This window comes from Aeromonas sp. MR19, assembly GCF_963899305.1.
In the GTDB taxonomy this organism is placed as follows: Bacteria; Pseudomonadota; Gammaproteobacteria; order Enterobacterales; family Aeromonadaceae; genus Aeromonas; species Aeromonas bestiarum.
Window position 1 is genome coordinate 447,414 of record NZ_CAWQWZ010000011.1, and the last position, 24,934, is coordinate 472,347.

22 protein-coding genes are annotated in these 24,934 nt (G+C 60.8%); 9 read left to right on the forward strand and 13 right to left on the reverse strand.

Going from position 1 to position 24,934, the window contains the following annotated elements; translation table 11 throughout:
* Nucleotides 1–129 precede the first annotated feature (129 nt).
* Complete coding sequence (locus AACQ95_RS07805; protein ID WP_241278247.1) at nucleotides 130–1,719, forward strand: alpha/beta hydrolase; 1,590 nt, start codon at nucleotides 130–132, stop codon at nucleotides 1,717–1,719.
* A 142-nt stretch (nucleotides 1,720–1,861) separates the two neighbouring features.
* On the opposite strand, the gene AACQ95_RS07810 is transcribed toward AACQ95_RS07805, so the two are convergent.
* Both AACQ95_RS07810 and AACQ95_RS07815 read right to left on the reverse strand, forming a co-directional pair.
* Complete coding sequence (locus AACQ95_RS07810; RefSeq protein ID WP_043135206.1) at nucleotides 1,862–2,230, reverse strand: VOC family protein; 369 nt, start codon at nucleotides 2,228–2,230, stop codon at nucleotides 1,862–1,864.
* A 153-nt stretch (nucleotides 2,231–2,383) separates the two neighbouring features.
* Nucleotides 2,384–2,848, reverse strand: a complete 465-nt coding sequence (locus AACQ95_RS07815; RefSeq protein WP_241278248.1) for a hypothetical protein — start codon at nucleotides 2,846–2,848, stop codon at nucleotides 2,384–2,386.
* Between the two features lie 154 nt (nucleotides 2,849–3,002).
* Here AACQ95_RS07815 and AACQ95_RS07820 point away from each other — a divergent pair, with 154 nt between their 5' ends.
* Nucleotides 3,003–6,146, forward strand: a complete 3,144-nt coding sequence (locus AACQ95_RS07820) for a DUF3427 domain-containing protein (RefSeq protein ID WP_277604323.1) — start codon at nucleotides 3,003–3,005, stop codon at nucleotides 6,144–6,146.
* A gap of 49 nt (nucleotides 6,147–6,195) precedes the next feature.
* Here the strand turns inward: AACQ95_RS07820 and AACQ95_RS07825 are convergent, their stop codons facing one another.
* The 4 genes from AACQ95_RS07825 to AACQ95_RS07840 all read right to left on the reverse strand — a co-directional run bounded on the left by AACQ95_RS07825 (nucleotide 6,196) and on the right by AACQ95_RS07840 (nucleotide 9,329).
* Nucleotides 6,196–6,783 carry a histidine phosphatase family protein gene (locus AACQ95_RS07825; RefSeq protein WP_241278250.1) on the reverse strand — a complete coding sequence of 196 codons (588 nt, stop codon included), beginning with the start codon at nucleotides 6,781–6,783 and terminating at the stop codon, nucleotides 6,196–6,198.
* A gap of 141 nt (nucleotides 6,784–6,924) precedes the next feature.
* Nucleotides 6,925–7,578, reverse strand: coding sequence for a helix-turn-helix transcriptional regulator (locus AACQ95_RS07830; RefSeq protein WP_043557263.1), 654 nt, complete (start codon nucleotides 7,576–7,578; stop codon nucleotides 6,925–6,927).
* A gap of 55 nt (nucleotides 7,579–7,633) precedes the next feature.
* Nucleotides 7,634–8,923, reverse strand: a complete 1,290-nt coding sequence (locus tag AACQ95_RS07835) for an L-cysteine desulfidase family protein (protein WP_043557168.1) — start codon at nucleotides 8,921–8,923, stop codon at nucleotides 7,634–7,636.
* A 22-nt stretch (nucleotides 8,924–8,945) separates the two neighbouring features.
* Nucleotides 8,946–9,329, reverse strand: a complete 384-nt coding sequence (locus AACQ95_RS07840; protein WP_043135200.1) for a RidA family protein — start codon at nucleotides 9,327–9,329, stop codon at nucleotides 8,946–8,948.
* 248 nt (nucleotides 9,330–9,577) lie between these two features.
* Between AACQ95_RS07840 and AACQ95_RS07845 the strand changes: the two genes are divergently transcribed.
* From AACQ95_RS07845 to AACQ95_RS07855, 3 genes are all read left to right on the forward strand, one after another.
* A complete protein-coding gene (locus AACQ95_RS07845) occupies nucleotides 9,578–10,873 on the forward strand; it encodes an amino acid permease (RefSeq protein ID WP_043557169.1) in 1,296 nt (431 codons plus the stop codon).
* Between the two features lie 211 nt (nucleotides 10,874–11,084).
* Nucleotides 11,085–13,091, forward strand: coding sequence for a methyl-accepting chemotaxis protein (locus AACQ95_RS07850; protein ID WP_241278251.1), 2,007 nt, complete (start codon nucleotides 11,085–11,087; stop codon nucleotides 13,089–13,091).
* 262 nt (nucleotides 13,092–13,353) lie between these two features.
* The gene (locus AACQ95_RS07855) at nucleotides 13,354–13,644 is read left to right on the forward strand and encodes a hypothetical protein (RefSeq protein WP_043135197.1); all 291 of its coding nucleotides are present in this window, start codon (nucleotides 13,354–13,356) and stop codon (nucleotides 13,642–13,644) included.
* 57 nt (nucleotides 13,645–13,701) lie between these two features.
* Here AACQ95_RS07855 and AACQ95_RS07860 read toward each other — a convergent pair whose 3' ends face one another.
* Nucleotides 13,702–13,890 (reverse strand): hypothetical protein, encoded by a 189-nt coding sequence (locus AACQ95_RS07860; RefSeq protein WP_043557171.1) that lies wholly within the window; start codon nucleotides 13,888–13,890, stop codon nucleotides 13,702–13,704.
* A 276-nt stretch (nucleotides 13,891–14,166) separates the two neighbouring features.
* Nucleotides 14,167–16,068 (reverse strand): biosynthetic arginine decarboxylase, encoded by a 1,902-nt coding sequence (gene speA, locus AACQ95_RS07865; RefSeq protein ID WP_043135196.1) that lies wholly within the window; start codon nucleotides 16,066–16,068, stop codon nucleotides 14,167–14,169.
* A gap of 27 nt (nucleotides 16,069–16,095) precedes the next feature.
* Between speA and AACQ95_RS07870 the strand changes: the two genes are divergently transcribed.
* The 3 genes from AACQ95_RS07870 (at nucleotide 16,096) to AACQ95_RS07880 (ending at nucleotide 20,300) form a co-directional block, all read left to right on the forward strand.
* Nucleotides 16,096–16,551, forward strand: a complete 456-nt coding sequence (locus AACQ95_RS07870) for a hypothetical protein (protein ID WP_157774654.1) — start codon at nucleotides 16,096–16,098, stop codon at nucleotides 16,549–16,551.
* A 595-nt stretch (nucleotides 16,552–17,146) separates the two neighbouring features.
* Nucleotides 17,147–18,370: a peptidase T gene (gene pepT / locus AACQ95_RS07875; protein ID WP_241278252.1), complete on the forward strand. Its 1,224-nt coding sequence runs from the start codon at nucleotides 17,147–17,149 to the stop codon at nucleotides 18,368–18,370.
* A gap of 205 nt (nucleotides 18,371–18,575) precedes the next feature.
* Complete coding sequence (locus AACQ95_RS07880; protein ID WP_241278253.1) at nucleotides 18,576–20,300, forward strand: lysophospholipid acyltransferase family protein; 1,725 nt, start codon at nucleotides 18,576–18,578, stop codon at nucleotides 20,298–20,300.
* Nucleotides 20,301–20,362: 62 nt separating this feature from the next.
* Here the strand turns inward: AACQ95_RS07880 and AACQ95_RS07885 are convergent, their stop codons facing one another.
* The 4 genes from AACQ95_RS07885 to AACQ95_RS07900 form a co-directional block, all read right to left on the reverse strand.
* A complete protein-coding gene (locus tag AACQ95_RS07885; RefSeq protein WP_241278254.1) occupies nucleotides 20,363–20,674 on the reverse strand; it encodes a SelT/SelW/SelH family protein in 312 nt (103 codons plus the stop codon).
* An 88-nt stretch (nucleotides 20,675–20,762) separates the two neighbouring features.
* Nucleotides 20,763–21,884 (reverse strand): adenosylhomocysteinase, encoded by a 1,122-nt coding sequence (locus AACQ95_RS07890; protein ID WP_241278255.1) that lies wholly within the window; start codon nucleotides 21,882–21,884, stop codon nucleotides 20,763–20,765.
* 186 nt (nucleotides 21,885–22,070) lie between these two features.
* On the reverse strand, nucleotides 22,071–22,808 hold the full coding sequence (locus AACQ95_RS07895) for a hypothetical protein (RefSeq protein WP_241278256.1): 738 nt from the start codon (nucleotides 22,806–22,808) through the stop codon (nucleotides 22,071–22,073).
* Nucleotides 22,808–23,368 carry a YceI family protein gene (locus AACQ95_RS07900; protein ID WP_241278257.1) on the reverse strand — a complete coding sequence of 187 codons (561 nt, stop codon included), beginning with the start codon at nucleotides 23,366–23,368 and terminating at the stop codon, nucleotides 22,808–22,810. The genes AACQ95_RS07895 and AACQ95_RS07900 overlap by 1 nt, the downstream gene beginning before the upstream one ends.
* 110 nt (nucleotides 23,369–23,478) lie before the next feature.
* Here AACQ95_RS07900 and AACQ95_RS07905 point away from each other — a divergent pair, with 110 nt between their 5' ends.
* Entirely contained in the window at nucleotides 23,479–24,381 is a 903-nt protein-coding gene (locus AACQ95_RS07905) for a LysR family transcriptional regulator (protein ID WP_043557177.1), read from the forward strand.
* Nucleotides 24,382–24,445: 64 nt separating this feature from the next.
* Here the strand turns inward: AACQ95_RS07905 and AACQ95_RS07910 are convergent, their stop codons facing one another.
* Complete coding sequence (locus AACQ95_RS07910) at nucleotides 24,446–24,877, reverse strand: hypothetical protein (protein ID WP_241278258.1); 432 nt, start codon at nucleotides 24,875–24,877, stop codon at nucleotides 24,446–24,448.
* Nucleotides 24,878–24,934: the final 57 nt, after the last annotated feature.

The window sequence follows — 24,934 nt, forward strand, 5'->3', positions numbered from 1 at the left end:
CATCGCCTGTACTTATCACCTTGTTTCCATTAGGCTTTAGACCATATTTCTGCATTCAAATCGCAGCGCTCATTCCGGCAGCCCGGCCCAACCTGTGCCGGCCCCCTCTTCATTGCCAAGGACAGTTTCATGCTGGCTCGTACCCGTCGCCTCCTTCGCCTCTCTCTGCTGACCCTGTTGCTGGCGCTGTTGCTCGGCTGGGGGGTGATCGCCTACCTCGCCTGGCAGGCGGCGCCGCTACAACTGTGGCATACCTTTGTGCCACCCGAACTCAGTGCCGAGGCGCTGGATAGCAGCGACTGGCAAGCCTATCTAACCCGCGAGCAGCAGTTGTTCAGTCTGGTGGAGCAAGAGGTGGTCGCCAAGACGCCGCCGGAGCAACAGCTGGCGGGCAATCGCTACTTTCAGGATGCGCCCATCAATCCCGCCCATTTTCGCGATAACTGGAACCGATCCTACCTGCTGCGCCCGGATGGCGAGGTGAAGGGGGTGGCCGTGTTCCTGCACGGCCTGACCGACTCCCCCTACAGCCTGCGTCACCTGGCCCAGCGCTATCGCGAGCAGGGCTTCATCGCCCTGGGCCTGCGCATTCCCGGCCACGGCACAGTGCCCGCCGGGCTGGTCAAGATGGAGTGGGAAACCTGGCTGGCAGCCACCCGGCTGGCGGTGCGCGAGGCCAGGGTGCTGGCTCCGGGCAAGTTGCCGCTGCATCTGGTGGGCTTCTCCAACGGCGGCGCACTGGCGGTGAAATACGCGCTGGATGCGCTGGAAGACAAGACGGGCACCTTGGCGAAGCCGGATCGGCTGGTGCTCATCTCCCCCATGATAGGAGTGACCCGCTTTGCCCGCTTTGCTGGCCTGAAGGCGGTGCCCGCCCTGCTGCCCGCCTTTGCCAACGCGGCCTGGCTCGGCATCATGCCGGAGTTCAATCCGTTCAAATACAACTCCTTCCCGGTCAACGGGGCACGCCAATCCTACCGGCTGACCCACGCCATCCAGCAGCAAGTGCGCCAGCTGGCAGCCAGTGGCGAGCTGGTGGCATTTCCCCCGGCCCTCACCTTCCAGTCTGTGATGGACTACACGGTCAGCACCCGCTCCATCATCGCCGATCTCTACCACTTCCTGCCGGCCAACGGCAGCGAGCTGGTGCTGTTCGACATCAATCGCGGCTCTGTCTTCGGCCCCCTGATAAACAGCGCCTCCGAGCTGGCCCTGAGTCACCTGCTGCCGAGCCAGCCCCAGCCCTATCGGCTGACGGTGGTGGGCAACGAGGCGACGTCTCGTCCACAGACCCAGGCCAGCACCCTGGCCGCGGGCGGCGGGCCGCAGCAGATCCAGCCCCTTGGCATCGACTATCCCAAGGAGATCTACTCCCTCTCCCACGTGGCCCTGCCCTTCCCCATGGACGATCCCCTCTATGGCATGGCGCCCCGCCCCGAGCAGATGAACCAGTACGGCATCAACCTGGGCGGCCTGGCCCTGCGCGGGGAGCGCGGGGTACTGATCGTCAATCCCGGCGCCCTCACCCGCACCTCCTCCAACCCCTTCTACCCCTATCTGCAGGCGCGGGTGATGGAGACGCTGACGGCGCCAGCCCAGCTCCCGCCAGCGGCCATGGGGCAGCCGGCACAGGTCGGCAACGAGCGCAGCGATGCCGACTATCGGGCCGACATAGACGCGTTTTTGGATGAAGTGGATACGCCGGACTCGCCCTTTTAGGGCGGTCGGCAGGCAGTCAAGCGCGAGTCGTCAGCCGAGGGGCGTCATCCCCCCTCCAGAGGCAGCTGATTACGATAGGGGCTGGCGGGTCCAAGCCATGGCAGGGCCCGCAGCATTCGCCGGCAGGGATCAGACAGCGCCATCAGGGATAGCGGCTGATCTCGACCAGGTTCTGATCCGGATCCAGGCAGTAGACGGATTCGATGGGCCCGCAGGCGCCGCTCTTGGTGACCGGCCCCTCCACTATCTCGACTCCGTGACAGTGAAGCTGGGCTATGACCTGTTCCAGCGGCCAGCGAGTGATGAGGCAGAGATCCCCCGCCCCCACCTGCGCCCGGTTGCGCGGCTCCTGCCCCGGCAGTTGCAGATTGATCTTCTGGTTGCCAAAGCGCAGCGCCCGACGCCCCTTGCCAAAGGTGATGGCCTCCATGTTGAGCACAGAGCTGTAAAACGCGACGGCCCGCTCTATGTCGCTCACCGTCAATACCAGATGGTCGATGTGGCTGATCATGTCCCCTCCTGGTTGCTGTGTGTCGATGCCGCAGGCCGTACAGACTGGCCCGCCAGCCCCCTCATCATATCCAATTGCACACATGGCAACTGTGCCGCAAGGCGCAAAGATGGCCTAGAACGGCTGATGGCTGAATGAAAGAGGCCTTGGTGTTCACCGCTGCGCGCTACAAGCCTGTTCACGCTGAGCCAGCAGGGTTTCATCATCACTGTCCATGGCCGCCAGAATGGCCTGATTGCAGGCGCGTTCAGCCTGCCGGGCAGGATCCTGTTTGCTCTCGCGAATGTCGGCGATCATGGGGCGATAGTTGACTGACGCCGCACAGTACATAGCGCGATACTGAGGTTGCTGCCAATTACTGTCCTGGCGAGACAACTCGTCACACAGCTTGCCAAACAGGGCGGACGCCTTGACGGTGCACTGGCTGAAACGTCGCGCATCCTGCTCGTAACTGCGGCAGACACTTTTGGGCTGAAGCTGCCAGAACTGGAAGACAAAGGGGATCTGCTCCCCCTCATACTCCACCACCAGCGACTTGGGCTCGGTGCCATAAATATCCGATACCTGCTGCTGCACCAGATTGAGATAGGCCGAAAAAAGATAAGAAACCGGATCCATCACCACCTCCCTGTGGTTGCCACTGCCGAGCTGTATCACGGAAAACCGGAGCGATCTTCAAACGAGTAACAGGCGACAACAGCTTACTGATTTGGTTGGAAAAAATGATACTCTTCTCGCCACCCTTATGTACAACGTTCAAGGCCAGTGTGCGATGCAACAATGCGGCATTTATGAACAGCTCATTACTCAACTGCTGACATCTCGACTCGACCGCGAGCGTTTTTACGTAGGGGAACGCCAGCTTGAGCCGGCCGAAGCGGCAGTTTGGTTATCACGATTTCTGAGCCGTGTTTTGGAATATGCGGTGGGTTCGGTCACTGGAGAGGATCAGCTGCAACGGCAAATTGAACTGGCTAACCAGTTATTGCTTTGGTTAAAGGATCGCACACAAGACCCAGACTTTATTGGCGAGAACCTCATCGATAGTCAGGGGAAAATCCTGACGGCTCTCTATCAGTTGGATAACCCCATCTCCGCTAATTTAAAGCAATATGCCGAAGATATTTTCCCTCTGACAGGTCTAACGCAAAGTGAGCTTTTCTGCGGCAGCAATGCGGGTTTGTCGATGGAATCAGAGATTAAACGGGAAATATTATCGGCAGATAGCATCTGCTGGTTGGTTTCATTTATCAAATGGGCAGGTATTCGTATTTTTCGCCATGAGCTGGAGGAGTTCACCCGTAGCGGCCGCCAATTAAAAGTGATTACCACTTCTTATATGGGGGCAACCGACGCCAAGGCAGTCGAATTTTTAGCCAGCCTGCCCAACACAGAAGTCAAACTCAGCTACAACACCCAGCGCGAGCGGTTGCATGCCAAGAGCTATCTCTTTTGCCGAAATACGGGCTTTCATACCGGCTATATAGGTTCATCCAACCTCTCTCATTCTGCCCTCACCAGTGGCTTGGAGTGGAACCTAAAAATCACCTCGCAAGAGATCCCTCATATTATTGAGAAATCCCTGAGTACCTTTGAAACCTATTGGGAGTCCGATGATTTTGAGCTGTTTGATGGCAAGCTCGAAAGCCGAACAAAATTACAGCATGCGCTGCAAGAGGCTCGTGGTGATGGCGACAAAAATGCCCCTGCCTATTTCTTTGATATCACGCCGTTTCCCCATCAACAGGAGATCCTTGAGCAATTGGCCATGGAGCGCTCCTTGCACCAGCGCTTTCGTAACTTGGTGGTTGCGGCCACCGGCACAGGAAAAACCCTCATCTCCGCCTTTGATTTTGCTCGTTTTCTGAAAACCAAACCCGACGCCAAGCTTCTATTTGTCGCCCACAAAGAGGAGATCTTGCGCCAAGCATTGGCCTCTTATCGCGGTGTGCTCAAGCAATCCCATTTTGGTGAACTCTTGGTCGGTGGGGTTGTGCCAACCCACTATCATCAGCTGTTTGCCTCGGTGCAATCCTTGAATAACCAACTGGCTAGTTTGCGTCTTAGCCCAGAATATTTCGATTACATCGTCATCGATGAGGTTCATCATATTGCTGCAGCCAGTTATCGTGGTTTGCTCGCCGCCTTTAACCCTCACATTCTGTTGGGATTGACCGCAACGCCAGAGCGCCATGATGGCGGTGATATTCTCGCCGACTTTGGTGGCGTGATCGCCGCTGAAATCCGCCTACCAGAGGCCATCAATCGCCGCCATCTCTGTCCGTTCCAATATTTTGGCATCGACGATGATACCGATTTGCGCCAAGTCGCTTGGAAAAATGGCCGCTATGACATCACCGAACTCACCAATATCTACACCCACAATCAGCAGCGGGTGCAGAAAATCGTCCAGAGCCTCTATGAGATCGTCACCGATATAACCATGATCAAGGCGCTGGCCTTTTGTGTGAGCCGTGAACATGCCGATTTTATGCGCAAGGCATTTTTATTGAAGGGCATCAAGGCTGACATTCTCACCAGCGATAACCGAGACGAGCGGCATAGCAAACAACAAGATTTGCGCACCGGGATTATCAATATTCTCTGCGTGGTGGACATCTTCAACGAAGGGGTCGATATCCCGGAAGTCGATACCTTGCTGTTTTTACGACCGACGGAAAGCCTCACTATCTTCTTGCAGCAATTAGGGCGGGGTCTGCGACTGGCAAACGATAAAGAGTGCTGCACCGTGTTGGATTTTGTCGGTAATGCCCGTGCTGAGTATGACTTTGCCCAGAAATTCCGGGCACTGGTGGGTAAAACCAATAAGGCGATCAGCCACGAAATCAAACAGGGCTTCCCTCACGCCCCCTTGGGCTGCCGCATCGAGCTCTCAAAACAGACCCAAGAGTTAATTCTGAGCAATATCAAGAAGGCGACCCTCAATACCTCGCGACTCATGGGCCTGATCCGCCGTTTTTCACAGGATTGTGATTTGCCGCTGACGCTGGCGAACTTTTTGAAGTTTTACCCCCATATCAGCCTCGAGGAGATCTACAAGCGCGGCAACTGGAGCACCTTGGTCAAACAGGCCCGCAACCATACCGTTTCTGAAATGAGCGATGAGAAGTTATCTACCCTCTACACCCGGGCCATCAAAACCCGGCTATTGGGCTGCGATGCGCTCCATTACTTGAAATTCTTACAAACCTTGGTGGCAGACGCCTTTACCTTAACGGCCGAGCACGATGAACGCATGGCCTTGATGTGCCATTACGACTTCTGGCAACAGAGCGGTCCCAATGCAGGCTTTAGCTCCTTGGCGCACAGCCTGAAACGACTCAATCAACCAGAGTTAAGGACCGAGCTGGCAGATCTGTTGCCCATGCTGATCAACCGGGTGCAGCACGAGCAACGAGCCATGCCTCACTTGCCCGGTAATCCGCTGCAACTGCATGCCCGTTATGCCAGAGAGCAGGTACTGGTCGGCTTTGGCGCCACTACCTTCGAGCAACAGCCTACGGCTCGCGAAGGGGTATATGTCATCGCAGAGCAAAATATCGAGTTGCTGTTCGTGACTCTGAACAAAACGGAGCAGCACTTCTCCCCTACCACTCGTTATCACGACTACGCCATCAACGAGTCGCTGTTCCATTGGCAGAGCCAAAACAGTGCTCGCCCTGAGCGTGGTAAGGGCCTGAGTTATATTGAGCATAAGAAGGAGGGTAAGCGCTTGTTTTTGTTCGTCCGTGAGCAGAGCAAAGATGAATTTGGCCGTACCCTTGGCTTCGTGAACTTTGGCGAGGTGGAGTACATCTCCCACAGCGGCAGCCAACCGATGAACATCAAATGGCAGTTGGCTACTCCGATGCCTCCCTTCATGTGGAAAGAAGCAGCAAAGTTGGCGGTTGGCTAACTCCTGTTAAATAAAACGGCTCGCCAGTGGCGAGCCGTTTTCGTCGGGGTTAGCAGGCGATCCGCTCGATGCGGCCGCCGCTGAGTTTGAAGAAGGCATCCTGCGGCAGCTCTTGTGACCAGGTGGTGGTGTAGTCGAGATCGGCATAGGCGCCGCGCAGCATGGCGCCGAACAGGCCGTGGGAAACCACGATGGCACGCTCTGCAATGCGCTCATCCTGCAGCCAGCTCCGGGCCCGGCGTTGAATGCTCTCAAAACTCTCGCCCTCGGGGGCTTGCAGATACCAGTCGGGTTGTTCCAGATCGAGATCTGGGTGGGCCGCCAGCAGCTCGGGCACCCGGCGGCTCTCCCACTCTCCCATGTCCAGCTCCACCAGCCGCTCGTCCCAGACGATGCGCTCGCTATCGAACCCAAGCTGTTGGCACACCAGTTGCGCCGTCTGCCGCGCCCGACCGAGCGGGCTGGCATAGATAGTCCAGCGTGCGGCGTCATCCAGCAGCTCGCGCAGGCGAGCGCCCATGGCGGTGGCTTGCGCCTCCCCCTTGGCGGTCAGATCCGAGTTGCAGCGCCCCTGCAGCCTCAGCTCGGCGTTATAGCGGGTTTGGCCGTGGCGCAGCAGATAGAGGGTGCGAGGCATGGTTTCTCCAGCAAGTTGAGATAGACGAAAGGGCAGATGATAACAGATGAGCGGGGCGATGGAGACTCAGCTGGCAGCAAGGGGCGGGCAAACGGGTCAGGGCTGACCCGGTTCCTGCCACGACGTTCAGGCTGGGCGGGCTCAGCCTTTCTTGATTTCCCGCAGATAGCGGTAGATGGAGTGCACCGAGATGTCGAGCTGGCGGGCGGCTATCTGGGCGCTGTCTTTGAGCTCGAAGATCCCCAGATCATGCAGCTGGTTGACCATGACCCGGGTCTTCTGGGACGGCGGCACGGCGTCGTTGCCACGCACCTCGGCACTGACTGTGTCTATGGTGCTGTTGAGGGCCTCGTCTATGTTGCGGGCAAACACTTCCGGCGTGCCGCTCGGCTCATGGTGCTGCATGCACTCTGGCATCATGGTGCGCAGCACGGATTGCAGCGGGGCGTCCATGTCGGTGTTGATGCAGAGCAGCCCTATGGCCTGCCCCTCGCCATTGCGAATGACGGTGGTGAGGGAGCGCAAGGTCTTGCCGGTGGCGCACTTGGTCATGTAGGGGCTGGAGATGTCCTGCCCGCTCTTGAGCTTCATCATCGCCAGGTTGGTGATGGGGGCCCCGACACTGCGGCCCGTGATATGGCCGTTGGCAATCTTGATGATGGCAGGATTGCGCACATCCAGGCTGTGCAGCAGCACCTCGGTGTGCTGGCCATACATGGCGGCTATGCCGTCCACTATGATCTCCATCGCCTTGAGGATCTCGAAGTCAGTCGGGGTCAACTCTTGCAGTTTCATGGGGGCCTTCATGGTAGTGCTGCTGCCCGTCACCGGCAGCAGCCAGGTCGCGTGATCAAGCAGACATGATGTCGATAATGGTGGTGTCTGTGGCAGACATGCCGTCTTTTACCATCTGCCCGATATTTTTGATAGTTTGCTCGACATCGTGCGAGACGATCCCCTGCCCCGATACCGAATGGCTGTTGATGGCCATCAGGAAGCCGCGCACGGCCGCGCCGGAGGAGGTGCTCACCTTCATGGCGCAGGAGGCTTTCGCCCCGTCACACACCATGCCGGCGCTGTCGCTCAGCACGTTCTGGATGGCGTGACAGGATTGCGCCAGGCTGCCGCCCGCCAGATAGACCATGGCCATGGCGGCCGCCGCGCTGGTGACCGTGTTGCCACAGAACGCCGACAAGGGCGGATAGTGGGACTTGATGTAGATGGCCCCCAGGTGACTCATGATGAGGGCCCGCGCCAACTGCTCCTCGCTGGCGCCGTAACGCTCGGCGATCACCACCACGGGGATGGTGGCGGCTATGCCTTGGTTGCCGCTGCCAAAGTTGCTCATGGCCGGCAGGCTGGCGCCCCCCATGCGAGCGTCGGAGGCGGCGGCGGTGCGCATCACGATGCGGTTCATCACATCCTCGCCGATGAAGCCGGCGCTGATGCTCTTTTGCATGGTGCGGCCTATCTCCAGGCCATAGGGGTGATTCATCCCTTCGTCGGAGAGCTTGCCGTTGAGCTCGGAGGCCTGGAGGATGAAGCGGATCTGCTCAAATTCCACCTGGGTAGCGAACTCATGGATGGCGGCGATGCTGATGTCGACGCCGTCACAGATGGCGCCTGTGGCCCCACGCTGGCTCTGATCGGCGGTGAAGGTCACCTCGCCGTCGCGGCGCTGCTCGACGATGCGGGTATGGCCGCCGCACAGGGTCACGTCGGCGCTGTGCTCCTCCCCCTTCTCATCAGCGCCGAACACACTCACGCGGCAGTAGATGAACTCGGGCGCCTCGGTGCGGCTGACCTGGACGCCACCGGCATCGATCAGGGTCTGGGCCCGGGCAACCTGCGCCGGGGTGATGGCGGCCAGCACCTCCAGTCCGGCATCGGCCTTGCCGCCGATGGCACCGGCGGCCGCGGCTATGGCCAGCCCTATCTTGCCGGTGCCGGGTACATAGACCCCCATGGAGTTCTTGTAGAGATTATCCGACACCGCGACCTCGATGCGCCGGACTTCACAGCCCAGTTGCCGAGCGGCGACGGCGGCGGCATAAGCGGCGGCGATGGGCTCGGTGCAGCCCAGCGCCGGTTTGACAACCTGTTGAATAATCTGCAGATACTGCTGCCATGCTTGCTTCATTGCGGGGACCTTTTTATCAGCATTAACGGGCGATGTGGGCGATCGCTTCGATTTCAACCTTGACGCCCATCGGCAGATCCTTCACTGCAAAGCAGCTGCGGGCCGGGCAATCTTGCTGGAAATAGTCTTTGTAGACGGCATTGAACTGGGCAAAATCGCCGATCTCCGCCAGATAACAGGTGGTCTTGAGCACCGTATCCAGGCTGCCACCGGCCGCTTCCAGCACGGATCTCAGGTTTTCCAGCGATTGGCGGGTCTGGGCTGCGATCCCCCCCTCCACCACGCCGCCCTGCTGCTTGCACACCGGCAACTGGCCTGAGGTAAAGATGAGGTCGCCATAGGCGGTGCCATGGCTGTAGGGACCGATGGCATCGGGTGCTGCGGCTGATGTGATGATGGTTTTCATATGACCTCCACTTTCATTCAAATAATGTTGCACTTGTGCAATTTGTTTCATGCAACATTATTTGCTTTTAAAGCCGTTCATTCAACTATTTTATAAATTTAAAACCAGATTAGCGCGATAACGCCGCATTAACACAAACTGTGAGCGCCATTCCGATTTGAGCCGATGAGAGAAACCCGCCATTGTTTAGGGTTTTTTATTCAACTATATTTGCGCCAACAATCACTCACATAACAACAAGGTCAACCATGGACGCTCACAGCACGACACTCACCCGGCCCGCCATGGGCACGCTGGAATGGAAAGAAGCAGTTCGTTTTGACAGCACCGACTGGGGCTGGATCATCATGAGCATCGGCATGGCCATAGGCGCGGGGATCGTCTTTTTGCCGGTGCAGGTGGGGTTGATGGGCTTGTGGGTCTTCCTGCTGTCGGCGGTGATCGGCTACCCGGCCATGTACATGTTCCAGCGCCTCTTCATCAATACCCTGGCCACCTCGCCCGAATGCAAGGATTACCCCAGCGTCATCACCGGCTACCTCGGCAAGAACTGGGGCATGCTGCTCGGCGCCCTCTACTTCGTGATGCTGGTGATCTGGGTGTTCGTCTACTCCACCGCCATCACCAATGACAGCGCCTCCTTCCTGCAGAGCTTCGGGGTAACCCAACAGCTGCTCTCCGAGAACCCCTTCTACGGCCTGGTGCTGATCTGCGGCCTAGTGGCACTGGCGTCGCGCGGCGAGAACCTGCTGTTCAAGATCTCCACCTTCATGGTGCTGACCAAGATAAGTGTGGTGGCCGTGCTCGGCCTCATGATGGTCGACAAGTGGGACGCGGCCAACATCACCGCCATGCCGGCGGCCGGCGACTGGATGAAGGACGCCATCATAATGCTGCCCTTCACCCTCACCTCCATCCTCTTCATCCAGAGCCTGAGCCCCATGGTGATCTCCTACCGCTCGCGGGAGAAGTCGCTGGAAGTGGCCCGCTTCAAGGCGATGCGCGCCATGAACATCGCCTTCGGCATCCTGTTCGTGGTGGTCTTCTTCTACGCCGTCTCCTTCACCCTGGCCATGGGCCACGAGCAGGCGGTCAAGGCCTCCGAAGAGAACATCTCGGCGCTGGCCATGGTGGCGCAAGGCATGCCGGGCCAGACCCTCAAGCTCTTGAGCCTGACCCTCAACATCTTCGCCGTGATGACCGCCTACTTCGGCGTCTACCTGGGCTTTCGTGAAGCCTGCCAGGGGCTGGCGATGAACCTGCTGCGCCGGATGATGCCGGAAGATCGCATCAACAAGGGGCTGGTGGGTCGCGGCATCATGCTGTTCACCGTGCTGCTCTCCTGGGGCGCCATCGTGCTCAACGCCCCCGTGCTGAGCTTCACCTCCATCTGCAGCCCCATCTTCGGCATGGTAGGGTGCCTCATCCCGGCCTATCTGGTCTATCAGGTGCCAGCGCTGCACAAGTACAAGGGCGCCTCCCTTTACGTCATCATAATCACCGGCCTGCTGCTGTGCGTCTCGCCCTTCCTGGCGTTCAACTGACCCGCCGCCAACCGGGCCGCGCGGCCCAATGTTCAACCGATAACGGGCCACCCTCTGGGTGGCCCGTTTGTCTGACTCATACAGCCCCGCCCTGCCCCGAAAAAGCCAAGGGGATCACAACTTGCACCCCAGTCTCACCGGACCTCGCCGGCTAAGGGTAATATCCAGCCATCGCGGTACACACCCGCCACTTCGGGTATCGAGGCTTCACATGAAATGGATTTTCACCCCGGCCATCCGGCTGGGCAATCAGCTCTCCTTCAAATACAAGTTCCTGCTCTGGTCCTGCCTGATGCTGTTGCCGCTGGCCTACAGCATGACCAACCTGCTGGGGCGATTGCAGGATGACAACAACCTGGCCCGCAGGGAGCTGGCGGGCGTGGTCAAGCTGGCCCCTGTCCCCGCCATCGAGCAGGCGCTGCTGACCCATCGCAATCTGGTCACCCGGCACGCCTATGAGCAGGCCCCGGCCACCGAGGAGGAGGTCAAGGCGGCGGCCCGGGCCGTGGAGGCCAGCCTGGCCGCCTTCGTCGACACCAAACAGAGCAACCCCGCCTTCGACGCCCTGGCGCAAGGCTGGTCAAGCCTGCAAAGCGAGGCGCTCACCCTGGAGGTGGAGCAGAGCAACCTGCGCCACGACAAGCTGCTGACCGAGGTGCGCCACCTCTACAAGAGCACCACGGCCGCCAGCAGCCTGATCCAGGATCCGGCGCTTGGCACCTACTACATGGTGATCCTGGCCAGCGAGCGGCTGCCCCAATTGCGCGATCTGCTGGCCCAGGTGCGGGACAGGGCCGCCACCATAGCCGACTTCGGCCTGTTTCAGGCCGAGGGCTACAGCGGCCTGCGCTTTCGCCTCGATCTCATCAGCGCCACCCTGCAGGAGCTGGAGGCCGACTTGACCCTGCTCTACCAGATAGCTCCCGCCTACCGCACCGAGCTGGGCCAGCAGACCGATGCCCTGTTGCAGCAGCTGCGCCAGGGAGTCGATACCCTGGAAAACAAGATGATGAAGGATCAGCTGGTACAGCTCTCGACCAAAGAGGTGCTGGCGCTGGGGGATGGCATGGACACCGCCATCACGGCACTGGCTGGCCAGGTGCGCCAGCGGCTGGAGGCGGATCTGCACCAGCGGCTGGCCGCCAACCAGCGCAACTTCTGGTGGGTGACGGCGCCGCTGACCGCCATACTGCTGCTCTATCTCTATCTGATGATCGGCGCCTACCTCTCCCTGCGCAGCACAGTGGGCCGGGTGCGGGAGATAGCCGCCCGGGTCAATGCCCAGGATCTCAGCCAGCAGATCGAGATCGTCGGCCAGGATGAGCTGGCTGACATCAGCCGGGATTACAACGTGACGCTGCAGACGCTGCGCACCCTGATGCTGCGGGTGCGGGAAAACGGCGTTACCGTGGTGGAGAGTGCCACCGACATAGAGGCGCGCACCTGCCGCTCCCAGGAGGTGATTTCCGATCAGCAAGGGGAGACCCACCAGGTCGCCACCGCCATCAAGGAGCTGGCGGCCACCTCCCACGACATGGCGGGCAACGCCCTGCAGGCCGCCCGCATGACCCAGGAGGCGCAAACCGTGGTTGGCCAGGGCGAGGCCGTGGTCGAGCGCACCATAGCGGCCATCGACCACATCAACCGCGAGGTGCTGCGCACCGCCGACGCCATCGGCCAGCTGGAGCAAAGGTGCAGCCAGATAGGCGGCGTCATCAGCGTGATCCGCGGCATCGCCGAGCAGACCAACCTGCTGGCCCTCAACGCCGCCATCGAGGCGGCGCGGGCCGGCGAGCAGGGACGCGGCTTCGCGGTGGTGGCCGACGAGGTGCGCTCCCTTGCCAACCGCACCCAGGGGGCGACCGTCGAGATCCAGCAGATGATAGAGCAGCTGCAGTCCGGCGCCCGCGCCTCGGTCAGCGCCATGTCGTCGGCCAGCCATGAGGCGCAGGAGGGGGTCGGTCTGGCCCGGGAGGCGAAACAGGCCTTTGGCGCCATCACCGAGAAGGTGGATCGCATGGTCGATACCAACTCCGTCATCGCCAGTGCCATCGAGCAGCAGGGGGCCGTGGTCAACGAAATAGAACGCAACGTGGTGCGCATCTCGGATGGCAGCGACGAGGCGCTGCAGGTGGCCAACGCCGCCCGCGATGCCGCCCGCCAGATCCACCGGCTCACCGAGCAGATGCGTACCATGGTGCAGAGCTTCGTGCTCTGACCCCGGTTGATGGCTCGTTCGACAACCCTGCCACCAGCCTCGTGATGAGGCTGGTTTTTTTGTTTGCCCTGCCAGGCAGAGCCCATTGTTTTGTCTGGCGAAAAAAGTATCGGCCACCCATTGTGCGATGCGGTGAAAGCAGGGTAATCTCCAGCCACAACAAGATTCGAACGTTACCTTTTTTGCCTGCAAGAGGCGCGGGGATCAGTTCGACAAGATGAAGGTCACATCATTTATCACCCGTTCAGGCGAGGAATCGCAGATGGCTAGATACCAGTTTTTTACCGTTCCGGCATCCAACCGGCAGCAGTACACCTTTGTCGACATGGCCTCCCCCACCTTTCTGATTGAGAAAGAGGCGCTGCTGGCGCAGGGGTTCGAGGTGGAAGAGGATTTTATCGATGCGCACAGCCGGGAAGAGGCGGTGGAGAAGTACAGATCCAACTTCCTCTACGTGGCCGATGAGGTTGGCAAGTCAGACAGCAGCTACGCCGCGGCGAGCGCCCTGATGGAGATGGGCAAGAAACTGTTTGGCCGCAAGACGAACGGCTGACGGGAAAAAACAGAAGGTGGCCATCGCAGCGCATTGCCCGATGGCCATCAGACAGGCTCAGAAGCGGGCCAGTTGCTGGAGCATGGCGATCAGCTCCTCCTCGCTGCTGGGCTCACAGGCCAGCTCCAGTCTCGGTGCCGCGCCCCCCATCAGCATGTAAACTTGCGTGCTGCAGTGGTCATAGTGATACCACTTACCGTCGATACAGACGTCGGTATAGCATCTCGGGTCCCTTTCAAGTTCCATATTCACATCCTTTTGTTACATACCACCAACATCACTCCTGACCGTAAAATAACCCGCCCGCAGCAGGCTTGATGCAGATCAAGAGAAGAAGCGGACTGAGGCCGATATCTGCCGGATCCTGGCCTTGAGCCCCCTACTGCAAACATCCACTACTCAAATGACAATGGCCGCCCCGCCTCCCGCGCGCCCGATGCCATCAACAAAAACGGCGCCCGAAGGCGCCGTTTTTCATTCCCGTCTTTTTGTGTCCACCGACGGGGCGAACAAACCAGAGGCTTATTCGTCTTCCAGGTAGGCGTAGCCTTGCAGACCCAGCTCCAGCTCGTCGAGCAGGGCCTTGCGGGTCGCGTCGTCCAGCGCCGGGTGGGAGACGATGCGCTGATAGTTCTCGCGAATGACGGAGGGGTCTATGTTGACGTAACGCAGCAGCTGATCGACGGTGTCGCCGCGCACCACGTTGCGAATGTCCATCTTGCCTTCGTCATCGAGCCACACTTCCGCGCAGTGGGTGTCACCGAACAGGTTGTGCAGATCCCCCAGGATCTCCTGATAGGCACCGACCAGGAAGAAGCCGACGTGGCACACTTCGTTCTCGGCGTACTCCGGCATCGGCAGCGTGCTCTCGACACCCAGACCGTCGACGTAGTGCTCCACCTGACCGTCCGAGTCGCAGGTGATGTCCATCAGGATGCCACGGCGGCTGAGCGGACGCTCGAGACCGGTCAGCGGCATCACCGGGAACACCTGGCCGATACCCCAGGCATCCGGCAGGGACTGGAACAGGGAGAAGTTGGCAAAGCACTTGTCGGCCAGTTTCTCGGAGAGCTCGTCAGCCAGCGCGCGGTGGTTGCGGTTGACCGGGTTGAGCAGCTCTTTGAGCGCCAGACAGGTGTTCTGGTGCAGCATCTCGGCCCAGGCGCGTTGCTCCAGGTTGAGCAGACCCATGGTGTACTGGGTGTTCACGTCGCCCAGATCCGCCACCGAGTCGTGGAAGATCTCCAGCAGGGAGGGATCTTCGCTGCGCAGGTCCAGCCAGCCTTTCCACATGTTCTGCAAAATGGTGGGGGCGTCGTCATCCGGTGCGCTGATGTCGCTCATCTCCACCCCTTCGGCACCAATCAGATTGGTGACCAGCACGGCGTGGTGAGCGGTCAGGGCACGGCCGGACTCGCTGATGATGGTCGGGTGCGGCAGGTCGAACTCGCGGCACACATCGCCTATGCCCCACACCACGTTGTTGGCGTACTCGGACAGGCTGTAGTTGGCGGAGCAGTGACTCTGGGAGCGGGTGCCCTCATAGTCCACACCCAGACCACCACCCACGTCGACCACGTCGATGGGCACGCCCAAACGACGCAACTCGGAATAGAAGCGGCCGCACTCGCGGATACCGCCCTGGATGTCACGGATGTTGGCGATCTGGGAGCCCAGATGGAAGTGCAGCAGTTGCAGGCAATCCAGCTTGCCGACGCTGCGCAGGCGCTCCACCAGCGCCAGGATCTGGGAGGCGGAGAGGCCGAATTTGGACATGGAGCCGCCGCTCGATTCCCACATGCCGGAGCCGGTGGAGGCAAGCTTGGCACGCACCCCTATGTTGGGCTTGATGTTGAGGCGAGCTGACTCGTCCAGCACCATTTCCAGCTCGGAGGGTTTTTCCACCACGATATAGACCTTGTGGCCCATCAGGTTGCCCAGGAGGGCGTGGCGGATATATTCGCGGTCTTTGTAACCGTTGCAGACGATCACCGAGCCTTGCTCATGGTGATGGGACAGCACGGCCAGCAGTTCCGGTTTGGAACCAGCTTCCAGGCCAAGCCGGGGCTTGTCGCTGTAGGACTGGCTGATGGTCTCGATGACACGACGCTGCTGGTTTACCTTGATCGGGTAAACGCACAGGTAGTCCCCTTCATAGCCTGACTTCTCGATGGCCTGACCAAAGGCGTTGAACAGCGCATCGACCCGACTCTTGAGGATGTCGGGGAAGCGCAGCAACACTGGGGTGGTCAGCCCGGACTGACGCAGCTGTTCGATGGCATCAGAGATGACGATGTGTGCGTCAGGGCGTGACTTGTCGGGAGCGACGGTCACATGACCGGCGTCATTGATGTTGAAAAAACCCGCACCCCAGTAGGGAACGTTGTAGACCTTCAAGGAGTCCTTGCTGGACCAGTTAGTCATGGGCTATGCCTCGCAAATGAGCGGCCAGTGGCCGCCTTCGTTACCCTCAATCACATCCAGACCATCGAGTGCAAAGCGTGGCGAGCAAAAGCTGCCTGCTGGAGCCTGGAAAGTCATCTGTCTGAGCCCGCGGCGCAGGGCCGCTTGACCTCGACCGTGACTCTCTGTCACATCCAGACCATCTCTTTGCACATCGCGGCAAGCCTGTGGCTGCCTGGTGGATTTTGGGAAGTAACGAGTCTTGATGTGGGGCTGGTGGCTTTACATCAAGCTCAACGGTATGCGGTGCTGCGCAAACAGCGCCGCGGTACTTTGATGACAGACGACATCAGCCACGCCGTCAGTTCATCATTCGGCCGCATCACGACGACAAGGGAGGTTTCAAAGAAGAAAGCGAAGACGCCAGCACGCAAGCGTGTTGATGGACGACCACGACCACAGCCCAACTCAACACCAGTGACCGCCCATGACAAGGGAAGATGATGAGCCATTGGCTCACTCGGTCAGATGGATAATGAGTGTCCGTTGTTCTCCCTGATACCGGAGCCTAACCGGTATTAAAGAAACCATACCCCAGCAGTGTCTGTCGTTTCTGCGTGCCTCGCCCTATAGGCGTATGATCTTTCAGGTTTCTGGCGGCCTCTGCCTGCTTCAGGGTTACCCTTGGATCGGCGCGGAGTGTACACACTTACCGCCAGCGGTGACAATAAAAAATAGTGTTCAAAAACTGCTTTTAATAAGGCGATCAAATCTTGCTGCCGATGAGGCTGGCACTGGGATGCCGAGGCTCGCCCGCAGGCCATTCTTGCCCCTGAAAATAGCGCGGGATTGGCCCCCTCGGGCAGAGCCCTTGTGACACCACGCCGCACACCGGATGGGGCTTAATTACAACACGCTTAAAAATGCCGATTTCTCGTTATTTTATTCTGCGTGGAATATCAGTAGCCACCGCTTGCTCTACCTTACACGCTTCACGCCACATCTTCGCCAAAAAATGTGACAAAAACTGCGCTGACGCAATAAGCGCCCCGGCAAGATTGGCCACAATGGCCCTTCACCACAGGTTTGAGGCTTGCCAATGGATACCCTGCTTGAGCGTTTTCTGCGTTACGTGACTTTTCATACCCGCTCCGATGCGACCAATCCCGTCTGTCCCAGCAGTGAGGGGCAGCTGATCTTCGCCCGCGCCCTGCAAGGTGAGATGCAGCAGATGGGGCTGACCCAGGTCACCCTGGACGAGCACGGCTACCTCACCGCCTGCCTGCCGGGCAACCAGCCGGATGCGCCGGCCATCGGCTTGATTGCCCACATGGACACCGCCGACTACGAGGCCGAGCAGGTGGTGCCCCAGATCATCGAGAACTATCAGGGAGGGGACATCTGCCTAGGCAAGGGGGACGAGGTGCTGGCCATTCGCCAGTATCGCTGCCTGAAAAACTACCTGGGCCAGGATCTCATCACCACGGATGGCACTACCCTGCTGGGCGCCGATGACAAGGCGGGCATCGCCGAGATCCTCAGCGCCATCGCCCATCTGCAGGCCCACCCCGAGATCCCCCGTGGCGACGTCTGGGTCTGCCTCACCCCGGACGAGGAGATAGGCCGCGGCGCCGATCTGTTCCCGCTGGACCGCTTCCCGGCCAAATGGGCCTACACGGTCGATGGCGGTGAACTGGGCGAGCTGGAGTATGAAAACTTCAACGCCGCCAGCGCCACTGTGCGGTTTGTCGGCAACAACGTGCACCCGGGCACCGCCAAGGGCAGCATGATCAACAGCCAGACCCTGGCCGCCCGCTTCCACGCCACCATGCCCCCCGAGCAGACCCCGGAGGCGACCGACGGCTACGAGGGCTTCTTCCACCTGGCCCAGATGAGCGGCACTGTGGAGGAGAGTACCCTGCATTACATCATCCGCGACTTCGATGACGATAGCTTCGCCGCCCGCAAGGCCCAGCTCAAGGAGCGGGTCGCCTCTTCGCAGCTGGATGCCCCCAAGGCACGCATCGAGCTCACCCTGACCGACAGCTATCGCAACATGCGCAGCCAGATAGAGCCGCACATGCACATCATCGAGCTGGCCAGGGCCGCCATGCTGGCTGCCGACGTGGTGCCCAAGATCAAACCCATTCGCGGTGGCACAGATGGCGCCCGCCTCTCCTTCATGGGCCTGCCCTGCCCCAACATTTTTACCGGTGGCCACAACTTCCACGGCAAGCACGAGTTCATCCCGCTGCAATCCATGGAGAAAGCGGTCGCCACCCTGGTGGAGCTGGTGCGGCTGACCTCCGCCTGGCGCGGTTAATCGGGTAGCCAGCGCGACCATGACCACCAAGAGGAGAGCCGGTTAGCGGGCTCCCCTCTTTGCTAGCAAGCAATCATCCCGCGGCACAAGGGCGGGAACAGAACACGGCCATTCCCTGCCCCTGCCATCAAACCGTCATACCGCTGCCACATGGCGGGAACAGAAACCGCACATGCTGGGGCAAAGGTTCACCGGAGCTTTGCCCATGTTCAGCGTCGATACCCTGCTACGACAATACCTGCCCCACCTCCCGGACAAGACGCCGCTGCGCCCCCTGCTCGGCCGGGGCCTGCGCTGGCTGCTGCACGAAGAGGCTTTCCAGCACTTTGCCGGCCGCTACCCCCATCTGCGCGGACTCGATTTCGTTGAGCAGGCGCTGCAGCAGCTCGATTTTGACTACCGGGTGAGCGAGATACAGCTGGAGCACATACCGACCTCGGGCCGGGTCATTATCGTCGCCAATCACCCCATAGGCTCGCTGGACGGGCTGGCACTGCTGCGCCTGCTAGGTCGCATCCGGCCGGACGTCAAGATAGTGGCCAACCAGCTGCTGGCCCAGCTGGCGCCGCTGCGCCCCTTGCTGTTGCCGGTGGACAACCTGGGGGGCAAGACCGACCGACGGGCCATTCTGGCGATGGGGGAACACCTGGCGAACGAAGGGGCGCTGGTTATCTTCCCCGCCGGCGAAGTGTCGCGCCTCGGCCCCAGGGGGGTGAAGGATGGCCCCTGGCAGGGGGGCTTCATCAAACTGGCCCAGCGTACCCGCACCCCGCTGGTGCCCATTCACCTGGGCGGGCGCAACGGTCTGGGTTTCTATCTCGCCGCCTGGCTCAACAACGCCTGGGCGGGTCTCTTGCTGGTCAAACAGCTGTTTCGCCAGCAGGGCGGGCGCATTGCGGTCACCATAGGGGCGCGCATTCCGCCGGCCAGCCTGGCCGGACTCCCCGCCAAGACGGCGGCGCAACTGGTGCGCAGTCACCTCTACCGGATCGGCAAGGGCAAGCGGGGCAAACTCGCGACCGAGGCCCCCATAGCCCTGCCGGAGGAGCGCCGTCAGCTCAAGCAGGCCATCGAAGCCTGCGAGGCCCTCGGCCACACCCCGGACGGTCAGGGGATCTACCTCTACCGGCGCCATGAGCTGAGCCATTCGGTGATCCTGCGCGAGCTGGGACGGCTGAGGGAAATAGCCTTTCGCGCCGTGGGGGAAGGCTCGGGCAAGCGGCGGGATCTCGACGCCTTCGACGATGACTATCACCACCTGATCCTGTGGGATCCGGCCCGGCTCGAGATCATAGGCGCCTACCGCTTCGCCCCCGTGGCCGAGCTGATGGCGAGCAAGGGACTGGCCGGCCTCTACAGCCATACCCTGTTCGGTTTCGAGGAGAAGCTGCTGCCCCGGCTGGAGCTCGCCATCGAGCTGGGCCGCAGCTTCATCCAGCCCGCCTACTGGGGCAAGCGGGGGCTGGATTACCTCTGGTTCGGCATAGGTGCCTACCTGGCCCGCTATCCCTACTACCGCTATCTGTTCGGCCCTGTGTCGCTGTCCGGCAGCCTGCCGCCGGCGGCCAAGGATCTGCTGGTGAGTTTCTACCGCCAGCACTTTGCCCCCGAGCTGGCCCTAGCTCCGTCGCGCCGCCCCTACCCCGCCACACCGCCGCTGTTTGCAGGGCAGGATTACGCCGCCGATCTGCGGGAGCTCAAGGCCCGGCTCGACAATCTGGGCTGCGCCATCCCCACCCTCTACAAGCAGTATTCCGAGCTGTGCGAGCCCGGCGGCGTACAGTTCATGGATTTCGGCATAGACCCCGATTTCAACCACTGCATCGACGGCCTGGTGTGGGTGGACACAAGTCGCCTCAAGCCCCACAAGCGGGCCCGCTATATCGGCCTCCCCGCCGAAGATAAGCCGAGCACAGCTGCCGACCGTTGACCGGACGCCACAACGAGAGAGGGAGGCCTATGCCTCCCTCTCTTTGTCATTGGTGCTGTGGCCTACTCGGCGGCCGACTTGCGATCCGAGTGACCCAGATCCCGCTCGGGGGCGATGACGTCGCGCACCCGCTGCTTGATCTCTTTCGCCTCGGGGAAGCCCTCGTCGGCCACCCTGTCCCACACCAGCACACCATTCACCAGGATGCGGAACTCCCCCTTGCTGGCGGGCACCAGCGCCACCTCGCCGAGATCGCTGTCGAAGGTGGAGAGCAGCTCCTGCGCCAGCCAGGCGGCGCGCAGCATCCAGCGACAGAGGGTGCAGTAGCGGATCTCGATGCGGGGCTTGCTGATGGGGGTTAACGACTCTGTCATTGGGTGACTCCATAAAAATCGGCCAGCGGGAAATGGGGATAATGATGGCCCGCCATGCCGGCTGCAATAGCAAAAAGCAGCGCCTGGCTCACTGGCTGACCCCGTGGAAATCGGTCAGCCAGTGGCGGGCTATGGTGCGCATGGTGGACTGCGGCAGATCGAACAGGCCGGGGACCAGGGGTTGCTGCGCCAGCTGACGTACCCCCTCGATGATCTCCGCCAGCACCAGATAGACGTATTCGCCGATGACGGCGCCGTGAACGAAATTGACCGCCTCCCCCCGGTTGAGCAGGAAGATGGTGCTGCCATCGGGCCGGGTCAGCGCCAGCACATGGGGGCACACCTCCTCGCTCGGCCAGGGCAGCTGGGAGAGACAAAATGCGAATTCGTCGTCGGCCGAGGTGACCGAGGCCAGCATGGCGCCGGGGCGCAATTGCTGCAGGTCGGCCAGATCCAGCGCACCGTTGCCGGTGGAGCAGATCACCAGCTCGGCCCGACTCAGCGCCTCGGCCTTGCCCACCAGCTTGAAGCCGTGGGAGAGCGCCTCCACCTGGCGCAGCACGTCTGTCTCCACCAGCTCCAGGTGCAGGTTGCGGCACCTGAGCTCGCGGGCGATGCTGCGCCCCACCTTGCCATAGCCGAACAGGGCGGCCTGACAGACGTTGAAGGTACGGTTGAGGGTGCGGGCCAGGGACTCGGCGGAGTAGACCACGCTCAGGCCAATCTGGATATCCTCGGCCTGCTTGAGGGGGCTGCGCGCCACCGAGATGACAGGGGTCGCCAGCACCTCCTGCTCGTAGCGCTGATGGCCGTTTTCGGTCATCTCCACCACCCCGAGGAAACGGGGGCCGAAATACTCGCTCAGGGTCGCCTGGGTCTTGGCAAAGTAGCCGCCTATGTCCAGAATGATCAACCGTTCATGGGGGGCCACCAGGGGGGCTATGTGCTCTATCACCCCCTGCGGCGTGTTGGTCCACTGGCGGTTGAGCGGCAGCACCGGGTAGTGCTGCTGGGCCCAGGTCAGGGTCGGTCCGTGCACTGACTTGGGTTTGGGCAGGATGGCGCCGATCCGCCCGATTTGATCGAGAGCCTGGATAAACTGGGGGCGATCGGGAAGCAGATGGGTAACCAGCAGGATGCAGAGACCGTCGAGGCGTCCCTGCTCGGTGAAATGGCGAAAAAACAGATGCTCAGATCCTTGACTGCGCAACTGTGGCCTCCTTAGCGCGCCGCAAACAAGCAGGCAAACAGAACCCGGCATGACCGGGTTCTGTGTGTGTCCAGATAATTGAAAATCCTTTTTATCTGAATCCACAAGGGGGCTCAATCTTTATCTGTGCAGACTATGACGAAGTCGTCAACTTTAGGGTTAATTGCCTGTTTTTTATGCTAAAAATCAGTACAAAGAGGCCTCGGGCCATACCTTCCACAGACTCAATCCGGTGCCGACTCCCGCCAGCAGGATCAGCACAACCCAACGCTGGATCCAGGGCTTGTTGCGCAAGACCCACTCCAGCAGCGGCAACAGCCAGACCGGCAGCAAGACCGCAAGCGGCACTTCCACGTATTGCCAGGCGAGCATCTGCATGAAGGCCAGTGCCAACCCGAGCGCGGCAGGCGCCGCCTTGACGCCGGCAAAGGCGCCAAGCAGGGCACGGAAACCGGCAAAGGCAGCCAGGGCCCCCGCCAGCTGGGCAATCAGCAGGCTGCCGTCTATGCCGATCACCAGCGCCAGCCAGATGAAGCCGAGCGCAAAGCCGAGCCCCTCGTGGCTGTCACCGCGCAAATCAGCCCAGCCAACCCAGACGATGGCAGGCAGCAGCGCCAGCCAGATGCGAGGCTCACTGCTCAGCACAGAGGCGAGCCCCTGCCACCACACCAGGGCGGCGAGCGCCGCGAACAGCAAGAGCGCGGCCCGCTTGTCGGCCAGTTGCGCCGCCATCGCCGGCACCAGCAGGGTCAGCGGCAGCCACTGCCACGCCTTGACCGGCAGCCCATAGGCACCACCCAGCAGGCAGCCCACCAGCCAGAGCGCCAGGGCGCCCCATAGATACCCCAGTCGTGGCCAGCGCCATGACAGCAAAGCGGCCCCCAAAGGAGCCGCCAGGGTTTGTAGCAGGAGTGCTGCGCCCATTACTTGCGCACGCCTTCGACGAACAGGTTGATGCTCATCTCGTCCGGAATGCCGGGCAACATGTAGCTCACGCCAAAGTCACTGCGCTTGATGGTGGTGGAGGCATTGAAGCCACTGCGATAGCCGCCCCAGGGATCCTTGCCTTCACCGATGTGAACCAGCTCGAATGCCACCGGCTTGCTGATGCCATGCAGGGTCAGGGTGCCTTTCAACACGCCCTTCTCCTTGGTGCCTTCATAGCCGGTGCTGACGAAGGTCATCTTGGGGTACTGTTTCACATCCAGAAAATCGGGGCTGCGCAGGTGTTTGTCGCGCGGCTCGTGGTTGGAGTCCACGCTGGCGGCGTCGATTTCGAAGCTTGCCTTGGCCGCTACCGGGTTGGCATCGTCCATGCTGAAGGTGCCGCTGAAGGTGTTGAAACGACCGACCAGCTCGGAGAAGCCGAGGTGCCCCACCTTGAACTGGACAGTGGTGTGAGCCGCATCGACATCGTAATCGGCCGCCATCAGGGGGGCCGCCATAAACAGGCAGGAGGCCAGCAGGGCCTTGGTCATTTTCATCCGTTCGTTCCTTCATATTGGGGGTTCACAACAACACCCAAGATGCTAACCTCCATATCGGAATAGATAATCAGCGATTTATTAAAATAATTATCAACTGAGAGTGAAAGATGGACCAGATAGCCGCCATGCGCACCTTCATCAAGGTGGTGGAGTGTCAGAGTTTTACCAAGGCCGCCAACCAGCTCGGCATCTCGGTCGCCATGACCTCCAAGCTGATGCAGCAGCTGGAGGAGTCCCTCTCCACCCGCTTGCTGTCGCGCACCACCCGTCAGGTCAACCCCACAGAGGCCGGCCAGTTCTACTACCAGCGCTCCCAGGCCCTGCTGGCGGAGCTCGAAGAGACCCACAGCCAGCTCACCCGCAACAACCAGCAGCCCCAGGGCACCCTCAAGCTGTCGGTGCCGATGGACTTTGGCTACCTGCACCTCTCCCCCGCCCTGCCGCTGTTTCGTGAACGCTTCCCGGATCTGAAGCTGGAGATAGAGTACAGCGACCGGCGAGTGGCCCTGGTGGAAGAGGGGTTCGATCTGGCGCTGCGCATCGGCAACCTGCCGGACTCCTCCCTGGTGGCCAAGCCGCTGGCCATGATGAGGCTGGAGGTGTGTGCCAGCCCCACCTACCTGGCCCGCAAGGGCGCTCCCAAGACCCCGGAGGATCTCAAGCAGCACGACTGCCTCATCTACACCCTGACCCAGCCGGACTGGGTCTTCAAGCGGGATGGGGAGCAGCTGAGCGTGCGCCCGCAGGGACCGCTTCGCGCCAACAACGGCGTGGCCCTGACCCGGGCCGCCTGCGATCATCAGGGCATCATATTGCAGCCCACCTTCATCGTCGGCGATGCGCTGCGCTCGGGAGAGCTGGTGTCACTGCTGCCGGAGTGGGAGAAGGGGCAGGTGGGGCTCTATGCCCTCTATCCGCACCGCCGTTTCGTCTCGGCCAAGGTGCGCTGCTTTATCGAGTTCGTGCAGGAGCGCTATCTCGCTCCCCACTACTGGGATCGGGAGGTCTAACCGGTGGCATTGGTTCGATGATGGAAGCGGCCTCGCCTCCCATGGCGGGAAGCGAGGCTGATGTTCAGGAGTGGGTCTCGGGGGACGCTGTATGATCGGCGGGCAGCGGCAGCTCGGCCACCAGCAGTTGATCGGTCTGCATCAGTTGCCAGCGCGGCAGGCGGCGCCGCAGGGTGGCGAGCTGCTCCTCGCTCAAGGCATAGGGCAGAGCGATGTGCAGGCAGTGGCAATCGAGCATGCCGGCCAGCTGCAACATCAGGATGAGATTGGCCTCATCCGTCTTGTGCTTGTTGATGCGCTTGCCCAGTTCGTGGCGAAAGTGGGTCTCGGGATCCTGGGTCATCGCCTGCCAGCCATAACCGAACAGCGGCATGAAGGCGCTGACGATGCCAAGGGCGGTGAGCGGCCGCTTGGGCGGGTGGTAGAGGGCGTTGAGATCCAGCAGTATGGGCGTTAGATGCAGCTCACGACTGCCGGATAAAATGTTATTACTCATTGGATAACCCTGTTGATTCCACTAGACTGCGCCGCATATTTGACCTGACATGCCAAC